Raw genomic sequence first — 18,766 nt, forward strand, 5'->3', positions numbered from 1 at the left:
CGCATGCAGTCACGGAGTTCCAGAAAATGATGAGGAATGTTGCGTATGTGCCCACTAACCCTTGATTTTTTGCCAAAGGCGATCGCTACAATCTTTTGTCATTGTAGTGAGCAGCCAAGACACCGTGAGCGAATCGAAAACCTGGATGTGCCTCATCTGCGGATGGATCTACGACGAGGCCGCCGGGGATCCGGAGCACGGCCTCGCTGCTGGCACCGCCTGGGCCGACGTCCCGATGAACTGGACCTGTCCCGAATGCGGCGCACGCAAGGAGGACTTCGAGATGGTGCAGATCTAGCAACCTGCCGCTGAGGAGCACATCCTTTGAACGAGGCGCTGACGCAAGAAGGACAGGAGGGCGGGGAGGCTGCAACCGCCGAAGCCATCCGCGTGCTCGTCATCGACGACAGCAACACCATCCGGCGCAGCGCCGAGATCTTCCTGAAGCAGGGCGGATACGTGGTCGTGCTGGCCGAGGACGGCTTCGATGCGCTGGCCAAGGTCAATGATCACCAGCCGCATCTCATCTTTTGCGACATCCTGATGCCGCGACTCGATGGCTACCAGACCTGCGCCATCATCAAGCGCAACCCCAAGTTCTCCGGCGTACCGGTGATCATGCTGTCCTCGAAGGACGGCCTGTTCGACAAGGCCCGGGGCCGCATGGTCGGCTCCGAGGACTACCTGACCAAGCCTTTCACCAAAGACCAGTTGCTGCGAGCGGTGGAACAGCACCGCCGCGTTGCGTGATCGTGCCGGGCCTGGCGCAGCAGGCGTGGCGCCCCCGGTTGCCCGCGCAAGTTTGAGGACACCATCATGACGATCGCGAAGATCCTGCTCGTCGACGATTCCAAGACCGAACTGCATTTCCTGTCCGAACTGCTCGTCAAGCGCGGCTATCAGGTGCGCACCGCCGAGAACGGCGAGGAGGCAATGCGTCGGCTCGGCGAGGAGAAGCCCGATCTCATCCTGATGGATGTCGTGATGCCGGGGCAGAACGGGTTTCAGCTCACCCGAGCCATCACGCGGGACGTGCGCTTCACCGATGTCCCGGTGATCATGTGCACCAGCAAGAATCAGGAGACCGACAAGGTCTGGGGCATGCGGCAGGGCGCACGCGACTACGTGGTCAAGCCGGTCGACGCCGACGAGCTGATCGCCAAGATCCGCGCGTTCGACTGAGCCGTCGGTCAATCTCTACCGCAACCGAGTCGCGACTGCATGGCCAAGAAGGAAGCGCTGCGTGAACTGCAGACCCGGCTCGCCGAGCGGCTGCAGGCCGCGCGACTGCAGAAGTCCGAGACGGCCACCTGGCTGGCTGTCGAGTGCGGCGGGCAGGGCCTGTTGCTGCCGCTGGGGCAGGCGAGCGAGATCTTCCCGCTGACGGCGCTGATGCCGGTGCCGCACACCGGTGCCTGGTTTCTGGGTGTGGCCAATCTGCGGGGGCGCCTTCATGGCGTGGTCGATCTGGCGGTCTTCCTGGGCCTGCGCGCGGCGCCGCCCCAGGAGTTCGGCCCCCAGTCGCGACTGATCGCGTTCAATCCGGCGCTGGAAGTCAACTGCGCCTTGCTGGTCGATCGACTGGCCGGCCTGCGCTCGGCCGACCAGTTGCGGGTCGTGCCCGACGAGGCGGCCCATCCGGCCTTCGCCGGTGCTACCTATGCCGACGCCGGTGGCCGGCGCTGGCAGGAGATCGTGCTGGCGGAACTGGCTGGCGAAGAGGCATTCCTGAGGATCGCCCGGTGACCGCTGGCCACAGCGCACCGGGGCACCGCGACCGAATCACCGAGGTGAGCGAGAGGCGTTTATGAGCTTTCTGAACAAGTTCAAGAATCTGGGCCAGCGCAAGTCGCAGGACGATCCTGCAGACGACCTGCCGTTCGACGACGCCTATCCGATGGCCGAGGATCTCGTGGTCGGGGGGCACGACGGCAGTGCCGCGCTCGACACGACGGCGATGTCGCCGCCGCCGGCCTTGCACGACGACTCTTCGATCATTTCCGAATCGGCGCCGTCGGAGTTGGGCGATGGGTTCAGCGAGACGCGCGTCGAGAACAGCGGCGGCCTGGCGGCCGTGGGCGCAGCGCTCCCTCTGATCGGCGGCCTGTCGATCGGCAGCCAGCAACGGGTGCTGGGCGGCATGCTGTTCGTCGGCCTGCTTGGTCTGGTGGTGGTCACCGTTGCCGCGCTGACCTCTGCCGATCGCAGCGCCGGTCAGGTGGCCGCGACCGGCGACGTGCTCATGCAGTCGCAGCGGCTCGCGAAGTCGGTTTCGCAGGCCTGATCGGCAACGATGCGGCTTTCCCCGAGGTGAAGGAGAGCGCCGGCGTCCTGGCCATGGCGTCGCGCGGACTGCAGGGAGGCAACGAGATGGTCAGTGCGGCCCCGGCTGGCGTGCAACCGCTGATCGAGCCACTGATGCCGTTGATCGACAAGGCCGAGAAGAACTCCAACACCGTGCTGGCGCAGCAGCTGACATTGACGCAGGTGGGGAAGGCGCTGCGTGGCATCAACCGGCAGTCGTCCGACCTGCTGGAGATCGCCGAGACGGTGTCGTCGCTGAAACTGCAGCAGGACGCCTCGCCGTCCGAACTGTCGGCCGTGGGGCAGCTGGTGATGCTCACGCAGCGCATCGGCAAGTCGGCCAACGAGTTCCTCACCGTCGAGGGGGTGTCGCCCGAGGCGGTGTTCCTGCTCGGCAAGGATCTGAACTCGTTCAAGGAGATCGCCCAGGGGCTGCTCGACGGCAACGCCGAGCTGCGGCTGCCGGGGACCCGCGACGCCGCGACACGCGAACGCCTGCAGGCGCTGCTGAAGCAGTTCGAGGAGACGCGCACGCTGGCCGGCTCCATCCTGGGCAATCTGCAGGGCCTGGTTGCAGCACGCGAAGCGCAGTCGTCGATCCTGGCCGACAGCGAGCCGTTGCGGGTCGGGTTCCAGGCCGTTCAGGCCCAGTTGCAAGGTCGGACCGGGCTGGGTGCCTTCAACCTGCTGGTGATCGTGGTCTCGGTGCTGCTGGCCCTGGCCGGCATCGCCGGTCTGCTGTATGTCTACCTGCAGGACCAGCGCCAGCGCGCCGCGGTCGCCAACCTGCAGCGCGAGGAAGCGGAACGGCAGGAACAGGAAGCCAAGCGCGTCAACGATGCCAACCAGGCGGCGATTCTGAGGCTGATGAATGAACTGCAGACGGTCGCCGAAGGTGACCTGACGCAGCAGGCCACCGTGACCGAGGACATCACCGGCGCCATCGCCGACTCGGTGAACTACACAGTCGAAGAGCTGCGCACCCTGGTGTCGCAGGTGCAGGGCTCGGTGTCCCGGATGACGGAGACCACGACACAGGTCGAAGCGACGTCCACCGAACTGCTGGCGGCCTCCGACGAACAGCTGCGCGAGATCCGCGAGACCGGCGAATCGGTGCTGCAGATGGCCGGCCGCATCAATGACGTGTCGGCGCAGGCCACGCAGTCGGCCCAGGTCGCGCGGCAGTCGCTGATGGCGGCCGAGTCCGGCCTGCAGGCGGTGCAGAACGCGATCGGCGGCATGAACACGCTGCGCGACCAGATCCAGGACACGTCCAAGCGCATCAAGCGGCTCGGTGAAAGCTCGCAGGAGATCGGCGAGATCACCGAGCTGATCTCCGACATCACCGAGCAGACCAACGTGCTGGCGCTGAACGCCGCCATCCAGGCTGCCTCGGCTGGTGAAGCGGGGCGCGGCTTCTCGGTCGTTGCAGAGGAAGTGCAGCGGCTGGCCGAACGCTCGGGCGACGCGACCAAGCAGATCGCCGCGCTGGTGAAGACCATTCAGACCGACACGCAGGACGCGGTGGCGGCCATGGAGCGGTCGACGCAGGGGGTCGTCGAGGGCGCCAAGCTGTCCGACAACGCCGGTACCGCACTGGGCGAGATCGACCGCGTGTCGCGCCAGCTCGCGGAGCTGATCGAGGCGATCTCGGCCGAAGCCTCTCGCGAGGCACAGTCCGCCAACATCGTGGCGGCCAACATCCAGCACATCTTCGCGGTGACCGAGCAGACCGGCGATGGCACCCGCTCGACCGCGCAACTGGTGCGGGAACTGTCGCGCACGGCCGAAGAGCTGAAGGCCTCGGTCGCGCGGTTCAAGATCGACTGAAGCGGCGCGGCAGCTTCTTCGTCGCACAGCGCAGACCCGTCACCGGACCGAGCAGCGGATGGACAGCCCACACGACACCCTCGACGACGTCAGTGCCTGGCCTGGGTTCAGGAGGAACTGCGCAAGTCGCTCGACACCGCGCACAAGGCGCTTCGCCGCACGCTGAAGGAAACCGAATCCACGTTTGAGTCCGACCTCGACGATGTCGAACCGACTCAGCTGCGCACAGCGCGGCAGCAGATCCACCAGGGCGTCGGCGTGCTCGAACTGGTTGGTCTGCCGGCGGGTGCCGCGCTGCTGCGTGGCAGCGAAGCCGCAGTCCAGCGCTACATCTCCAAGCCCCACAAGCTCGACCTGGCGGCGGTCGAGACCATCGAGCGCGCTTCGTTCGCGCTGCATGATTTCCTGGCGCGCCGACTCGCCGGCAAGCCGGTTTCCTCGGTAGCGCTGTTCCCGCAGTACCGCGCGGTCCAGGAGCTGGCCGGCGCCGAGCGCATCCACCCGGCCGACCTGTGGCCTCAGGACTGGCAATGGCACGTGGTGCCCGCCGAGCCCGGCGTTGCGCCGCGGGGTGCCGATGCGGCCATCGTCGCCGAGTTCGAATCGCAAGTTCTCACGCTGATGCGCAAGCCGGGCGTCGACGTGACGCAGCGCCTGAGCGACCTGAGTGCGGGGCTCGCGGTCGGCTCGGAGCAGTCGCAGACCAGGACCCTGTGGCAGCTGGCGGCCGCCTTTTTCGAGGCGCAGTCCGTCGGGTTGCTGGTGCCCGACGTCTATGCCAAGCGCATGACCTCGCGCCTGCTCGCCCAGCTGCGCAGCCAGCAGCGTGGTGATCTGGCGGCCGGCGAGCGGCTCGCGCGCGACCTGCACTTCTTCTGCACACAGGCTGCAGCGCCCGCCATCGGGGAGGCACCGCGCCTGCAGGCGGTGCGCAGCACCTACCCGGCCACGCGCGAGGCCGTGCCATCCGACTACAACGCCGTCCAGCTAGGCCGCTACGACCCAGCTTGGATCGCACAGGCCCGCAAGCGGGTCGCCACGGCGAAGGATTCCTGGTCGGCAGTGGCGGGGGGCGAAATGCACCGGCTGCCCGGCCTGAACGAGCAGTTCGCGCTGGTGGCCGACTCGCTCAAGCGGCTGGTGCCGAGTGGCGACCAGCTCGGTGATGCCCTGTTGCGTGCAGTCGGCTCGTCCGTACAAGCCGGCACGGTGCCGCCGCCGGCGCTGGCCATGGAGACGGCCACCAGCGTGCTCTATCTCGAGGCCGCGCTCGAGGACGGCGCGTTCGACCAGCCCGAGCAGGCCGAGCGCGTCCAGCGCCTCGCGCAGCGCGTCGACGCAGTGCTCGAAGGCGCAGCGCCCGAGCCCCTCGAGACCTGGATGGAGGAGCTCTACCGTCGGGTGTCCGATCGCCAGACGATGGGTAGCGTGGTCCAGGAGCTGCGCGCGTCGCTGTCCGAATCCGAAAAACTGATCGACCAGTTCTTCCGTGCACCGACCGATCCGGCCGTGCTGATGCCTGTGCCCGCGCAGCTGCAGGCGATGCGTGGCGTGATGTCGGTGCTCGGCCTCGACCAGGCGACCCACGCCGTGCTGCGCATGCGCGACGACGTCGACACCCTGGTGTCGGCGGGCGACCAGGCGCGCCACGAGCAGCCGCTGTTCGAGCGCCTCGCCGGCAATCTCAGCGCGCTGAGCTTCATGATCGACCTGCTGGGCGTGCAGCCGCAGGTGGCGAAGTCGCTGTTCCGCTTCGATGCCGCCAGCGGTCTGCTGAGCTCGCAGCTCGGCCGACACAGTACGCCGCTCGAAGACGCCGCCGCACCGCGGCTCGAGCCGTCGCTGATCGCCCAGGCGCAGACGCTGTCGAGCGCGGCCACCGAAACGATGCCGCTGGCCGAGGTCTCGCGCGAGCTCGAGCGCCTTGCGCTGCAACCGGACGTGGCGGCGCAGCCTGATCTGGTGGCCAGCTTGTCGAGCGCGCAGGCGGCGCTCGACCGGGCCGAGGCACCGTTCGCTCAGCGCGAGACCGAGGCCCGCGTGCGAGAGCAGGTGGTTGGTGCCCTGGCCGAGTTCGTCTCGACGGCGTCCGACCCGATCGGCCTCGATGCCGTACCGGTGTCGAGCCGTATGCCGCTGATGTCGTTGACGCCAGCGGCGCCGGTGCAGCAGACCGGACTCGAGGGCGACGACGAGATGCGCGAGATCTTCCTCGAGGAAGCGCGCGAGGTCCTGGACACCGCGCGCTCGGCACTCGCCGCCTTGAGCGACAGTCCCGGCGATGTGGAGCAGCTCACCACGGTGCGGCGGTCCTTCCACACCTTCAAGGGCAGTTCGCGTATGGTCGGCCTGCGCGAGTTCGGCGAGGCGTCCTGGGCTTGTGAGCAGCTCTACAACGACCTGCTGGCCAGCCAGCAGCCCGCGAGTGACGACCTGCTGCGCACGACCGGCGACGCCCTCGATCACCTGGGCCACTGGGTCGAGGCCATCGCCCGCGGGGACACCGCAGGCTGGCACAGCGCCCCACTGCGCCAGTCCGCCGACGCCATGCGGCTCGAGGGACGTTACCTGAACCTGGCGGTCTCCGGCGCACCGGCGGCCCCGACGGCGCCGTTGCCGGTGCCGCCCGGTTTTGTGCTGCCGCCGGCCAGCGACCTCGATCTGCCGGCCCCCACGGTCTCGGCAACCGAAAGGCCGAAGAGCCCATGCCGGTCCCGGGCCTGGACTTCACCTTCGACCTGGGCGATGCCTTGCCTGCGGCGGAGCCGCCTGCCATTGCCGCGACGGCTTTGCCGACGATCGAAGGCCTGGAGGCTCTCGACTCCGCGCCGGCCTTCGAGCACGCTGCGACCGAGCCGCTGCCGCTCGAGGAGTTGCCGTCGGCCGCGCCGGTCCTGGAGTCCATCACCACCTTCGATCTCGAGGTGCCGGAGCTGGCCGAAGACGTCGTTGCCGATCCGGCCGCCGAAACACCGGCACTGATCGAGCCGCTGCTGCCCAGCGCCGAAGTGTTGCAGTCCCTCGAGCCGTTGCCGGGCGTGATGGCCCGGGAGGACGGCACCCCGGCCGTTCCGTTCGACGACGTTGCGGACTCCGACACCATGCCCTTCGAGTCGGGCGACATCGTGGTCGCCCTGGAGCCGTCGCGTGCGGGCGAGCTGTCGCCCACGGTCGATGGGCCGGTCGAGGGCGCAGAGGATCGCGATGAGTCGACCGACGCGACCACCGTCGGCGAGCCGACCAGCGAGCAGGTCAAGATCGTCGGGCCGCTGCAGATCGGCATCCCGCTGTTCAACATCTACCTGAACGAGGCCGACGAGCTGTCACGTCGACTCGGGACCGAGCTGTCCGAATGGGCGCATGAGTTGCACCGCCCGGTGGGCGAGTCGGCCATCTCGCTGGCGCACTCGTTGGCCGGCAGTTCCGCCACCGTCGGTTTCGGCGACCTGTCGTTGCTGGCGCGGCAGCTCGAGCACGCGCTGGTGCATTCTCAGGCGTTGGGCGGCGGGACCAGCGCCGATGCGCAGCTGTATGTAGATGTCGCCGATGAAGTGCGCCGCCTGCTGCACCAGTTCGCCGCCGGATTCCTCAAGTCGCCCAGCGCGGAGCTGCTCGATCGTCTGGCCTTGCACGAGCTCGACCTCGTGCGGCGTGTCGAGGTGCAAGCCAATGCGCCGCAGGACACTGCATCCGGCGCCGCGATCGAGGTGCCGGGATCCGCAGTGATGGGCATCGAACCCGTCGCCGACGCGCCGGCGGCTCCTGCAGCCATCGTTGACCTGGGGCAGGCCGAGTTCAAGGCTTTGGCGCCGCTGCCCGTCGAGCCGCAGCGGGCCGCTCGCATGGCAGCGCTCGACAGCGACGAGGACATCGACGCTGTCGACGCGGTCGACGCCGACCTGTTCCCGTTCTTCGAGGAAGAGGCGCAGGAGCTGCTGCCCGAGTTGGCGGCCCACCTGCGAGCCTGGACGCAGCAGCCGCACGAGGTGTCGCATGCCGCGGCGGCGATGCGGACCCTGCACACCCTCAAGGGCGGCGCTCGCCTCGCCGGCGCGATGCGCCTGGGCGAACTGGCGCACCGTCTCGAGACCGCGATCGAACATCTGCTGGCGCGCGATGCGGCGAGTGAGCACGAGGTCGATCAACTGCTCGGCCGTGCCGACGGTCTCAATGCGACGTTCGAGGCCTTGTGCCAGCGCGATGCGCAGGCCTATGCGGCCGCGCAGGAGGCCGTGCAGCCGCTGATCGACACACCGGAAGCGCCGGTGGTGACCACCGCCTGGCCGCCGCTCGACGAGAGTGCCGTGCTGGACGCGACCGCGATCGAGCTGCCACCGGGCCTGGCTGAGGAATTGCTCGCAACGCCGGAGCCTGCCGCGGAAGCGTCGGCGGTCCCGCCGGGGCCGGCGATCGACTGGGCACGCTTTGCGCAGGAGGCAGACGTGCCGATGGCAGTGGTGGCCGAGAAGGCCATCCCGCTGGCGTCGGTTGCAGCGGTGCGGGTGCGCACCCAGTTGCTCGATCGCATGGTCAACGAGGCGGGCGAAGTGAGCATCGCCCGAGCACGCCTGGAATCTCAGGTCGGGCAGATCAAGAATTCTCTCGGCGACCTGACCGACAACCTCGAGCGCCTGCGCGGCCAGCTGCGCGACATCGAGTTGCAGGCCGAAACGCAGATGAGCACGCGCATGGAGGCGGCCAAGGCCGCCGCGCAGTCGTTCGACCCGCTGGAGTTCGACCGTTTCACGCGCTTCCAGGAGCTGACGCGGATGATGGCCGAGTCGGTCAACGACGTGGCCACCGTGCAGCGCACCTTGCAACGCACGCTGGAAACGGCGGAGGACGAACTGGCCGCCCAGGCGCGCCTGACCCGCGACCTGCAGGACGACCTGCTGCGCACGCGCATGGTCGAGTTCGAGGGGCTGTCCGACCGCCTCTACCGTGTCGTGCGCCAGGCTGCCAAGGAAACCGGCAAGCAGGTGCGGCTCGACATTGTCGGTGGGTCGATCGAAGTCGACCGCGGCGTGCTGGACCGCATGACCGGTGCCTTCGAGCACCTGCTGCGCAACTGCATCACGCATGGCATCGAGCCACCCGAGCAGCGCGTGGCGGCCGGCAAGGACCCGATCGGGACCGTCGTCGTGTCGCTGCACCAGGAGGGCAATGAAGTCAGCGTGGAGTTCCGCGACGACGGCGCGGGCCTGAATCTGCCGCGGATCCGCGACAAGGCCGCGTCCATGGGACTGATCGACCCTCATGCGCCGCACAGCGATGCGGAGCTCGCGAACCTGATCTTCACGCCTGGCTTCACCACGGCCGAAAAGGTGACCGAGTTGTCCGGCCGTGGCGTCGGCATGGACGTGGTGCGTGCCGAGGTCAACGCGGTCGGCGGCCGGATCGAGACGGCCAGCGCCGCGGGCCAGGGCGCCAGTTTCAGGCTGATCCTGCCGCTCACCACCGCCGTGACCCAGGTCGTGATGTTGCGCAGCGGCAATGCGACGGTGGCGATCCCGGCCACGCTGGTCGAGCTGGTCCGACGCGCCAACACCGACGAGTTGGCCGCGGCCTATGCCTCGGGCAGCTACCCGTACGCCGGCCACTCGCTGCCGTTCTTCTGGCTCGGCGCGCTGCTGCAGCTCAGCCGGCGGGGCACCGAACTGGTGGGCCGCTCGCTGCCGGTCGTCGTCGTGCGTTCGGCGCAGCAGCGCGTTGCGTTGCACGTCGACGAGGTGCTGGGCAATCAGGAAGTCGTGGTCAAGAACCTCGGCCCGCAACTGTCGCGCCTGCCAGGGCTGGCGGGCATGACGCTGCTCGCGTCCGGCGTGGTGTCGTTGATCTACAACCCGGTGGCGCTCGCCACGGTGTACGGTGACGTGGCACGCCAGGCAATGGCGTCGCACGAGGCGAGCGATGTGCCGGACCTGACCGAGGCCACCGCACCGGCCGCGAAGGCGGCGCCGCTGGTGCTGGTGGTCGACGATTCGCTCACGGTGCGGCGCGTCACGCAGCGCCTGCTGGTGCGCGAAGGCTACCGTGTGTTGCTGGCGAAGGACGGCCTCGAAGCGCTCGAGCGCCTGGCGGAAGAGCGCCCGTCGGTGGTGTTGTCCGACATCGAGATGCCACGGATGGATGGCTTCGACCTGGTGCGCAACATCCGCGCCGATGCCCAGCTCGCGGCGCTGCCGGTCATCATGATCACTTCGCGTATCGCCCAAAAGCACCGCGATTACGCATCGCAGCTCGGTGTGAATCACTACCTGGGCAAGCCCTACAGCGAGGAAGAGCTGCTGGCGTTGATCGGCCGCTATTGCACGATGCCGCTGGCAGAGGCCTGAAGGCTCAACCTGCCGGCGCCCCCGAGGCGCCGGCAAAGTCCTGCTGGCGCCAGGCCTCGAACACCGCCACGGCCACCGCGTTCGACAGATTGAGGCTGCGCTGGCCGGCGCGCATCGGCAGCCGCACGCGCTGCGCGGCCGGGAAGCGGTCGCGCAGCGTCGGGTCGAGCCCGCGGGTCTCGCAGCCGAACACCAGCCAATCGCCAGCCTGCCACGGCACTTCGGTCAGCGGTCGGCTGCCCCGGGTCGTGAAGGCGAACAGCCGCTGAGGATCGGGTTGCTCCGCCACAAGCAGTGCCTCCCAGCTCGCGTGGCGTCGTACCGCGGCGTGCTCGTGGTAATCGAGTCCGGCGCGTTGCAGCAGCTTGTCTTCCATCGAGAAGCCCAGCGGCTCCACCAGGTGCAGCGTGCAGCCGGTGTTGGCCGCGAGCCGGATCACGTTGCCGGTGTTCGGTGGGATCTCGGGTTCGACGAGGACGATATGGAACATGGCGAATGGGGAGAGGGCAGATGCATTGTCGGCGCTGCGTCCGGCTCAGTCCGGTGTGCGTGCCACCACCCAGACCTGGACCGAGGCCGCGCCGGCCGCGTACAGCACGCGTGTGAGTTCTGCAGCGGTCGCGCCGGTCGTCATCACGTCATCGACCAGCGCGACGTGGCGGTCACGCAGCGCCGCCAGGGCCAACGGTTCGACGGCAAACGCGCCGCGCAGGTTGGTGAGGCGCGCCGCGCGAGGGAGTGCTGTCTGGTGCGGTGTGTCGCTCGTACGCAGCAGCCACTGCGGTTCGGTGCGGAGGTCCAGTCGGCGCGCCAGCTGCCGGCCCAGCAACGCCGCCTGGTTGTAGCCGCGCTCGCGCAGGCGCGCAGCGGCCAGCGGCACCGGCAACAGCAACTCGACTGGCGGCGACGGTGTGCGCCGCTGCAAGGCGAGCGCCAGGCGTTGCGCCAGTGGCGCGGCCAGGTCGATCGCATCGTGGAACTTGAGCGCGTTCAGCAGGCCATCCCACGGGTAGGCGTAGTCGCAGGCCACGACGGCCCGCGACCAGGGAGGCGGGTTTCGCAGGCAGCTGCCGCAGACGGTCACGCCGTCGGGGCGCTGCAAGGCACAGCGTTCGCAGCGTGGCACGTTCGGTGCGAACCGCGTCAGGCAGTCATCGCAGATGCGCGCCGCCGCGCCCCGCGTGCCCGCATGGCAGACCGCGCAGCGGTTCGGCCAGCGGTCGAACATCGCGCGACCCGCGCGGATCAACTCTCGTGGTGAAGTGGCGCCAGCGAGCATGGTCGACTCAATATACTGCCGCGTCCCATGGACTCCACTCCCCAGCCTGCCGCTTCGACGCCCGGCCCGCAGCCGGCTGCGGTGCAGGCGTACCTGCGGCGCGCGGCACGCATGTCCTCGGCACCCTGGCTGCATGGTGAAATTGCGCGCCGCATGGCCGAGCGGCTGTCCATCGTGAAGGCGACCCCGGCCGTGGTGATCGACTGGTGGTCGGCGCAGGGGGGGGGCGTCCGCCCTGCGCGCGCAGTACCCGCGGGCACGCATCGAGGCGGTGGAGCCGAACGAAGGACTGACGCAGCGCAGTGCGCGCACCGCGCGCCGACCGTGGTGGCCGCCGAAGCGCTGGATGCAGCCGACGATGCCGGTCTGGACCGAGCATGAGGCTCCCAGCGATGCGCGGGCTCAGCTCCTGTGGTCCAACATGATGCTGCACTGGGCTGCCGACCCTGTGCGGCTGTTCGAGCGATGGCGCGAAGCCTTGGCCGTCGATGGCTTCGTGATGTTCTCGTGCTTCGGCCCGGACACCCTGCGCGAACTGCGCGGTCTGTACCGGCGACTGGGTTGGCCCGACGCTGGCCACGCCTTCATCGACATGCACGATCTGGGCGATGCGATGGTGCGTGCCGGCTTCGCCGATCCGGTGATGGACATGGAGCCGCTGACGCTGACCTGGGCCGATGCCTCGACGGCGCTGGCGGAACTGCGAACGCTCGGCGGCAATGCCGCGGCACAGCGCCACGCGGGCCTGCGCACGCCGCGCTGGCGGACCCGGTTGCTGGCGGAACTCGAATCGGTACTCACCGGACCGGATGGGCGACTGCAGCTGAGCTTCGAGATCGTCTACGGCCACGCATTTCGACCGTTGCCGCGTGTCCGGATCGCCGCGGAGACGCGTATCTCGGCTGAGACCTTGCGCAGTCTCGCGCGTGCCGGCGGCAAATCGGCAAGTGATGCTTGAGGCTGTGTCGGGCGCTGGGATAAACTGCGCGCCGGTGTGAAGTGCGGGGGTATGGTCTCCCGAGCTTCCCACACGGTAGGTGATCAGGATCGGTAGCAGCATGTCAGCGCCTTTCGCACCGGACCGGCCCGAGGCACACCTGAAATTCGGTCAGGTCCATGCTGCTCCGGCCGAATCCCGCGGCGGCGCCGCGGTGTCGGTGGAATGGAGCCTCAAGCGCAATTGCTCCTTCTCGCCCGCGCAGTTGCTGTCGGTTTATGCATCGCTGTGCGTGATCTCGTTGGGAATCGCGACATGCTTCTGGTTGGGCGGCGCCACGCTGGTGATGCCGTTCGCGTGGGTGGAGTTGTTTCTGGTCGGTCTGGCCTTGCTGGTGTATGCCAGGCATGCCGCTGACCGGGAACTCATCACTCTGTTGCCGGGGCGTCTGGTCGTGGAGCATCTCAACGGAGGGCGCATCGAGCGTGCCGAGTTCGTTCCGGACTGGGTGCGGGTGGAACCGCGGGACGATGACCGGTCATTGATCGAGTTGTCGGGACAGGGCCGGGTGATCGCGGTCGGGCGCTATGTGCGGCCCGAACTGCGGCGGGCGCTGGCCGAAGAATTTCGCACGGCCCTGCGGCAGATGCCGGGGGGTGGTGGCCGGCGGGCGTCGCGAGCGACACTGCCTGAGACGGTTTTGTTTGGAAGTGAGCACGATGAAGACGATCAACGCCCTTAGCAACGCCGCGAGCGCCCTCCGACGGCAGGCCATGGCGACCGGTCTTGGACTGGCGGCCACGCTGTACACGACGGCGGCTCTGGCCGTCAACGACCTGCCGGGCGGTCCGGCCGTGAATCAGCTCGACCTGCACCCGCCGGTGACGCGCATTGCGGCTGAACAGCAATGGCTGCACTACTTCATGCTCGTGATCTGCATGGTCATCTTCGTCGCCGTGTTCGGCGTCATGTTCTATTCGATCTTCAAGCACCGTCGCTCCAAGGGGGCGAAGCCGGCCAACTTCCACGAATCGACCACGGTCGAGATCATCTGGACCGTCGTGCCGTTCTTCATCGTGATCCTGATGGCGCTGCCCGCCACCAAGGTCGTGGTCGCGATGAAGGACACCACCAACGCCGACCTGACCATCAAGGCCACCGGCTACCAGTGGAAGTGGGGCTACGACTACCTCAAGGGTGAGGGTGAGGGGATCGCCTTCGTCTCCACGCTCGATACCTCGCATCGCCTGATGTCGGACAGCGGCAAGCCCGAACCGACCGACGACTACCTGCTCAAGGTCGACAACCCGCTGGTGGTGCCTGTCGACAAGAAGGTGCGCATCATCACCACTGCCAACGACGTGATCCACGCCTTCATGGTGCCGGCCTTCGGCATCAAGCAGGATGCGATCCCCGGCTTCGTGCGCGACACCTGGTTCCGCGCCGAGAAGACCGGTGACTTCTACGGCCAGTGCGCCGAACTTTGCGGCAAGGAGCACGCCTACATGCCGATCCACGTGAAGGTGCTGTCGCAGGCCGACTACGCGGTGTGGGTGGAAGGCGAGAAGAAGAAGCTGGCCGCCAAAGCCGACGATCCGGCCAAGGTCTGGGAACTGCCCGAACTCGTGGCCCGCGGCGAGAAGGTCTACGCTGCCAACTGCGCTGCCTGCCACCAGGCGAGCGGCAAGGGCGCGGGCGCGATCAAGCCGATCGACGGTGCCGCCGTGGTGCTCGATGCCGACAAGACCAAGCAGATCGCGATCCTGCTCAATGGCCAGAACAATGGTGCGATGCCGGCCTGGAAGCACCTGTCGGACACGGAGATCGCCGCCGTCATCACCTACACCAAGAACCACTGGTCGAACGCGACCGGTCAGATCGTGCAGCCGGCCGACGTGCTCGCCGCTCGCAAGTAAGCCCCGGTTTCGGAAAGAGGATAGCCCCATGAGTGCAGTTCTTGATCATCACGGCGACCACGCGCACGACCACGCGCACGAGCATCCCCACGGCTGGCGGCGTTGGCTGTTCGCTACCAACCACAAGGACATCGGAACGCTGTACCTGCTGTTCTCGCTGACCATGCTGATGATCGGCGGCGTGCTGGCGCTCGGCATCCGTGCCGAGCTGTTCCAGCCCGGTCTGCAGGTGGTGAATCCGGAGCTGTTCAACCAGCTCACCACGATGCACGGCCTGATCATGGTGTTCGGCGCCATCATGCCGGCCTTCGTGGGCTTCGCGAACTGGATGATCCCGCTGCAGGTCGGCGCGGCCGACATGGCCTTCGCGCGGATGAACAACTTCAGCTTCTGGCTGCTGATCCCGGCCGCGCTGATGCTGGTCGGCTCGTTCTTCATGCCGGGCGGCGCCCCGGCCGCCGGCTGGACGCTCTATGCACCGCTGACGCTGCAGATGGGCCCGTCGATGGATGCCGGCATCTTCGCGATGCACATCATGGGCGCGAGCTCGATCATGGGCTCGATCAACATCATCGTCACCATCCTCAACATGCGCGCGCCCGGCATGACGCTGATGAAGATGCCGCTGTTCTGCTGGACGTGGCTGATCACCGCCTACCTGCTGATCGCGGTGATGCCAGTGCTGGCTGGCGCGATCACGATGACGCTGACCGATCGCCACTTCGGTACGAGCTTCTTCAACCCCGCTGGCGGCGGCGACCCGGTGATGTACCAGCACATCTTCTGGTTCTTCGGCCACCCTGAGGTCTACATCATGATCCTGCCGGCGTTCGGCATCGTGAGCGCCATCATCCCGGCCTTCGCCCGCAAGCGCCTGTTCGGCTACACCTCGATGGTGTACGCCACTTCATCGATCGCGATCCTGTCGTTCATCGTCTGGGCGCACCACATGTTCACCACCGGCATGCCGGTGACGGGGCAGCTGTTCTTCATGTACGCGACGATGCTGATCGCCATCCCCACCGGGGTGAAGGTGTTCAACTGGATCGCCACCATGTGGCGCGGCTCGATGACCTTCGAGACGCCGATGCTGTTCGCGGTGGGCTTCATTTTCGTGTTCACGATGGGCGGCTTCACCGGCCTGATCCTCGCCGTGGCGCCGGTGGACATCCAGCTGCAGGACACCTACTACGTCGTGGCCCACTTCCACTACGTGCTGGTGGCCGGCTCGCTGTACGCGATGTTCGCCGGCTACTATTACTGGAGCCCGAAGTGGACCGGGGTGATGTACTCGGAGACGCGCGGCAAGATCCATTTCTGGGGCTCGCTGATCTTCTTCAACGTCACCTTCTTCCCGATGCATTTCCTCGGGCTGGCGGGCATGCCGCGTCGCTACGCCGACTACCCGATGCAGTTCGCCGACTTCAATGCGCTCGCGACCGTCGGCGCCTTCGGCTTCGGGCTGATGCAGGTCTACTTCCTGTTCTTCATCGTCATCCCGGCGATGCGAGGCAAGGGTGAGCCGGCGCCGCAGAAGCCCTGGGAGGCCGCCGAGGGCCTGGAGTGGGAAGTGCCGTCGCCGGCTCCCTTCCACACGTTCGAGACGCCGCCCAAGCTCAACGCGTCGGCCACCAAGATCATCGGCTGACGGCTGGGCGGGAGCACGCGATGGCGATCACCCCCGAGCAACGCAAGCGCAACCTGCGCCTCGCGCTGATCCTGGCGTCGGTCGCGTTCGCGTTCCTGGCGGGCTTCGTGGTCAAGATCACGTTCCTTCACCACTGAGCATCGCCATGGCGACCCCCGATCGCGCCGCCGCCCGCAGCGACCGCCGTCTGGGCGGCGACAACCGGCACATGCTGTTCAAGCTTTCGGTCGTCGTGCTGGTGATGTTCGGCTTCGGCTATGGATTGGTGCCGATCTACAAGCACATCTGCGAGGCGCTCGGCATCAACGTGCTGTCGCTGTCGGAGCGCACGGTCAACGGTACGGGCGCGGTGAAGCCCGCCAACACGCAGGTGGACCTCAGCCGCAGCATCACGGTCGAGTTCGATGCCAATGCGCGCGGTCCCTGGGACTTCAAGCCGGCGGTGCGCTCGCTGGAGGTTCATCCGGGCGAGCTGACGACGGTGATGTACGAGTTCCGCAACGTCCAGAACCGCGCCATGGCGGCGCAGGCGATCCCGAGTTACGCCCCCAAGCAGGCGATGTCGCACTTCAACAAGCTGGAATGCTTCTGCTTCAACGAGTACCAGTTGCAGCCGGGGGAATCCAAGCAGTGGCCGGTCGTGTTCTACATCGACCCGAAGCTGCCGAAGGACGTGCGCACGATCACGCTCAGCTACACCTTCTTCGAGGTGGGCGGCAAGACGCCTGCGGCTCCGACCGGCCCCGTGGCGGCCTTGAAGGCGGGGGCGGCGCTTTGAGCGGCTCGCAAGGCGACGCGGGGGCGACGCTGCGGCAGGCTTCGCGTCGCAAGGGCTCGTTCATGCGCACGGCGCGGGCCGTGGCGTGGTCGTTCTTCGGCGTCCGCAAGTCGTCCGAATACGAGCGTGACGTGAACGAGATCAATCCGCTGCACGTCGTGATCGCCGGGGTCGCCGGGGTGCTGCTGTTCATCGGCGCGCTGCTGGTGCTGGTGCGCTGGGTCATCGGCAGCGGTGTCGCGGCCTGAGCGGGCGGGTCGGAAAGATGGTCATGCAGACGAGAATGGGACTGATCGACGCGGTCCGCCGGCAGGCGGCCCGGATCGAGTCAGGCCAGCAAGACAGGCAAGAGTTCTGAGGAGAAAACATGTCGGCAGCAACCCACGGGCAGACGCCCTACTACTTCGTGCCGGGGCCCTCGCGGCACCCGATCATGGCCGCCATCGGCCTGTTGTTCGTGATCTTCGGCGCCGGCCAGTGGGTCAACGGCCATGGCTGGGGCGCCTACGTGCTGCTGTTCGGGCTGCTGTGGTGGGCCTTCGTGCTGCAGCAGTGGTTCCGCCAGGCCATCGGCGAGAGCGAAGGTGGACAGTACAGCGATCGCATCGACGTGTCCTTCCGCTGGAGCATGAGCTGGTTCATCTTCTCGGAAGTGATGTTCTTCGCGGCCTTCTTCGGCGCGCTGTACTGGACGCGCGTGCATTCGGTGCCCAACCTGGGGGACCTCGAGAATGCACTGCTGTGGCCTGACTTCAAGGCGGTGTGGCCGAGCGTCGCCGCTGGCGCCACGGCCTCGCCGGCCGGTATCGTCGAGCCCTTCACGACGATGGGCCCGTTTTGGCTGCCGACGATCAACACCGCGCTGCTGCTCACCTCGGGCGTGACGCTGACCATTGCTCACCATGCCCTGCGCGAGAACCACCGCGGCAAGACCATCGCCTTCATGTGGCTGACCGTGTTGCTGGGTCTGACCTTCCTGTTCGTCCAGGGCTATGAATACCACCACGCCTACACCGAGCTGAACCTCAAGCTCAGCAGCGGTGTGTTCGGGTCGACCTTCTTCATGCTGACCGGCTTCCACGGCTTCCACGTGTTCGTCGGCATGCTGATGTTGCTGTTCATCACGATCCGGCTGATGAAGGGGCACTTCACACCGGAGCGTCATTTCGGTTTCGAGGGCGCTGCGTGGTACTGGCACTTCGTCGACGTGGTGTGGCTGGGCCTGTACGTGGTCGTCTACTGGATGTGAGCGATTGCCTGGCGCTGCCCGCCATGCCCGAGGCTGGGCGGAGGGCGCCGAGCGACGAGGTGAAAAGAGCGCCACAGGCGCTCTTTTCCTTTTACCGGATCAGCGCGGCGACAAGGGCAGGCCGGTCGGCTGGATCCAGCCAAACCGGTAGGCAACGAGGATGAACACGAACAAGGCCACCGACAGCCCGATCCGCCAAGCGAGCGCATGCAGCATGCGGTCTGTCTTGGGGGCGCCGTCACGGCCGTCCTTGAGCAGTGCGCGGCCGGCCGCAGCCAGGGCGAGCAGGATGGCGACGAAGGCCAGGATCACGATCCATTTCATCCGGCCACTGTATGGCATCCGGCCCGGGGCGGTGCGGTGAGCCCGGCGGCGCGCCGCTGGATCGTGCTGCTGGCCGCCGTCGCCGGCGTGGCGTTGACGGCACGTCTCGGTGCGTGGCAGCTGTCGCGTGCGGCCGAGAAGGAGGCGCTGCAGGCGAGCCTCGACA

Annotated in this window: 19 protein-coding genes and 2 pseudogenes; 17 read left to right on the forward strand and 4 right to left on the reverse strand. The window is 67.4% G+C overall.

Going from position 1 to position 18,766, the window contains the following annotated elements:
- The first annotated feature begins 145 nt into the window (after positions 1-145).
- The 5 genes and pseudogenes from x551_RS05355 (at position 146) to x551_RS05375 (ending at position 4,134) form a co-directional block, all read left to right on the forward strand.
- Entirely contained in the window at positions 146-298 is a 153-nt protein-coding gene (locus tag x551_RS05355; protein WP_011830767.1) for a rubredoxin, read from the forward strand.
- Positions 299-384: 86 nt separating this feature from the next.
- Complete coding sequence (locus x551_RS05360; protein WP_036231590.1) at positions 385-750, forward strand: response regulator; 366 nt, start codon at positions 385-387, stop codon at positions 748-750.
- A gap of 66 nt (positions 751-816) precedes the next feature.
- A complete protein-coding gene (locus x551_RS05365; protein WP_011830765.1) occupies positions 817-1,182 on the forward strand; it encodes a response regulator in 366 nt (121 codons plus the stop codon).
- Positions 1,183-1,221: 39 nt separating this feature from the next.
- Positions 1,222-1,746 carry a chemotaxis protein CheW gene (locus x551_RS05370; RefSeq protein ID WP_011830764.1) on the forward strand — a complete coding sequence of 175 codons (525 nt, stop codon included), beginning with the start codon at positions 1,222-1,224 and terminating at the stop codon, positions 1,744-1,746.
- A 61-nt stretch (positions 1,747-1,807) separates the two neighbouring features.
- A pseudogene (locus tag x551_RS05375) lies at positions 1,808-4,134 on the forward strand (methyl-accepting chemotaxis protein).
- Positions 4,135-4,173: 39 nt separating this feature from the next.
- Here x551_RS05375 and x551_RS28110 read toward each other — a convergent pair.
- Positions 4,174-4,380 (reverse strand): hypothetical protein, encoded by a 207-nt coding sequence (locus x551_RS28110; protein ID WP_173402795.1) that lies wholly within the window; start codon positions 4,378-4,380, stop codon positions 4,174-4,176.
- 1,950 nt (positions 4,381-6,330) lie between these two features.
- Between x551_RS28110 and x551_RS28115 the strand changes: the two are divergent.
- Positions 6,331-6,546 (forward strand): annotated as a pseudogene (locus x551_RS28115) (Hpt domain-containing protein); the annotation flags it as partial.
- 293 nt (positions 6,547-6,839) lie between these two features.
- Entirely contained in the window at positions 6,840-10,469 is a 3,630-nt protein-coding gene (locus tag x551_RS28120) for a response regulator (protein WP_051511859.1), read from the forward strand.
- A 4-nt stretch (positions 10,470-10,473) separates the two neighbouring features.
- Here x551_RS28120 and x551_RS05385 read toward each other — a convergent pair whose 3' ends face one another.
- Positions 10,474-10,959, reverse strand: a complete 486-nt coding sequence (locus x551_RS05385) for a tRNA (cytidine(34)-2'-O)-methyltransferase (protein WP_011830761.1) — start codon at positions 10,957-10,959, stop codon at positions 10,474-10,476.
- Between the two features lie 45 nt (positions 10,960-11,004).
- The gene (locus x551_RS05390; RefSeq protein WP_231497594.1) at positions 11,005-11,748 is read right to left on the reverse strand and encodes a double zinc ribbon domain-containing protein; all 744 of its coding nucleotides are present in this window, start codon (positions 11,746-11,748) and stop codon (positions 11,005-11,007) included.
- A gap of 27 nt (positions 11,749-11,775) precedes the next feature.
- On the opposite strand from x551_RS05390, the gene x551_RS26965 reads away from it, so the two are divergent.
- The 9 genes from x551_RS26965 (at position 11,776) to x551_RS05425 (ending at position 18,276) form a co-directional block, all read left to right on the forward strand.
- Positions 11,776-12,129, forward strand: coding sequence for a hypothetical protein (locus x551_RS26965; protein WP_253950302.1), 354 nt, complete (start codon positions 11,776-11,778; stop codon positions 12,127-12,129).
- Positions 12,020-12,706: a biotin synthase gene (locus x551_RS05395; protein ID WP_231497595.1), complete on the forward strand. Its 687-nt coding sequence runs from the start codon at positions 12,020-12,022 to the stop codon at positions 12,704-12,706. The genes x551_RS26965 and x551_RS05395 overlap by 110 nt, the downstream gene beginning before the upstream one ends.
- Before the next feature lie 100 nt (positions 12,707-12,806).
- On the forward strand, positions 12,807-13,427 hold the full coding sequence (locus x551_RS05400) for a DUF2244 domain-containing protein (protein ID WP_081771223.1): 621 nt from the start codon (positions 12,807-12,809) through the stop codon (positions 13,425-13,427).
- Between the two features lie 31 nt (positions 13,428-13,458).
- On the forward strand, positions 13,459-14,601 hold the full coding sequence (gene coxB / locus x551_RS05405) for a cytochrome c oxidase subunit II (RefSeq protein ID WP_085984419.1): 1,143 nt from the start codon (positions 13,459-13,461) through the stop codon (positions 14,599-14,601).
- A 28-nt stretch (positions 14,602-14,629) separates the two neighbouring features.
- Positions 14,630-16,249 carry a cytochrome c oxidase subunit I gene (gene ctaD / locus x551_RS05410; protein WP_036231580.1) on the forward strand — a complete coding sequence of 540 codons (1,620 nt, stop codon included), beginning with the start codon at positions 14,630-14,632 and terminating at the stop codon, positions 16,247-16,249.
- A 26-nt stretch (positions 16,250-16,275) separates the two neighbouring features.
- The gene (locus x551_RS26415) at positions 16,276-16,386 is read left to right on the forward strand and encodes a cytochrome oxidase small assembly protein (RefSeq protein WP_216701302.1); all 111 of its coding nucleotides are present in this window, start codon (positions 16,276-16,278) and stop codon (positions 16,384-16,386) included.
- An 8-nt stretch (positions 16,387-16,394) separates the two neighbouring features.
- Positions 16,395-17,027, forward strand: a complete 633-nt coding sequence (locus x551_RS05415; protein ID WP_011830755.1) for a cytochrome c oxidase assembly protein — start codon at positions 16,395-16,397, stop codon at positions 17,025-17,027.
- 62 nt (positions 17,028-17,089) lie between these two features.
- Positions 17,090-17,275, forward strand: coding sequence for a DUF2970 domain-containing protein (locus x551_RS05420; protein ID WP_049820915.1), 186 nt, complete (start codon positions 17,090-17,092; stop codon positions 17,273-17,275).
- Positions 17,276-17,394: 119 nt separating this feature from the next.
- A complete protein-coding gene (locus tag x551_RS05425) occupies positions 17,395-18,276 on the forward strand; it encodes a cytochrome c oxidase subunit 3 (protein WP_011830753.1) in 882 nt (293 codons plus the stop codon).
- Positions 18,277-18,375: 99 nt separating this feature from the next.
- Here the strand turns inward: x551_RS05425 and x551_RS05430 are convergent, their stop codons facing one another.
- Positions 18,376-18,588, reverse strand: a complete 213-nt coding sequence (locus x551_RS05430; protein ID WP_193373402.1) for a DUF2909 domain-containing protein — start codon at positions 18,586-18,588, stop codon at positions 18,376-18,378.
- A gap of 48 nt (positions 18,589-18,636) precedes the next feature.
- Here x551_RS05430 and x551_RS27995 point away from each other — a divergent pair.
- On the forward strand, positions 18,637-18,766 hold a 130-nt coding region (locus x551_RS27995), incomplete at its 3' end, for an SURF1 family cytochrome oxidase biogenesis protein (RefSeq protein WP_275452069.1).

Source organism: Methylibium sp. T29 (assembly GCF_000576205.1).
Taxonomy (GTDB): domain Bacteria; phylum Pseudomonadota; class Gammaproteobacteria; order Burkholderiales; family Burkholderiaceae_C; genus Methylibium; species Methylibium petroleiphilum.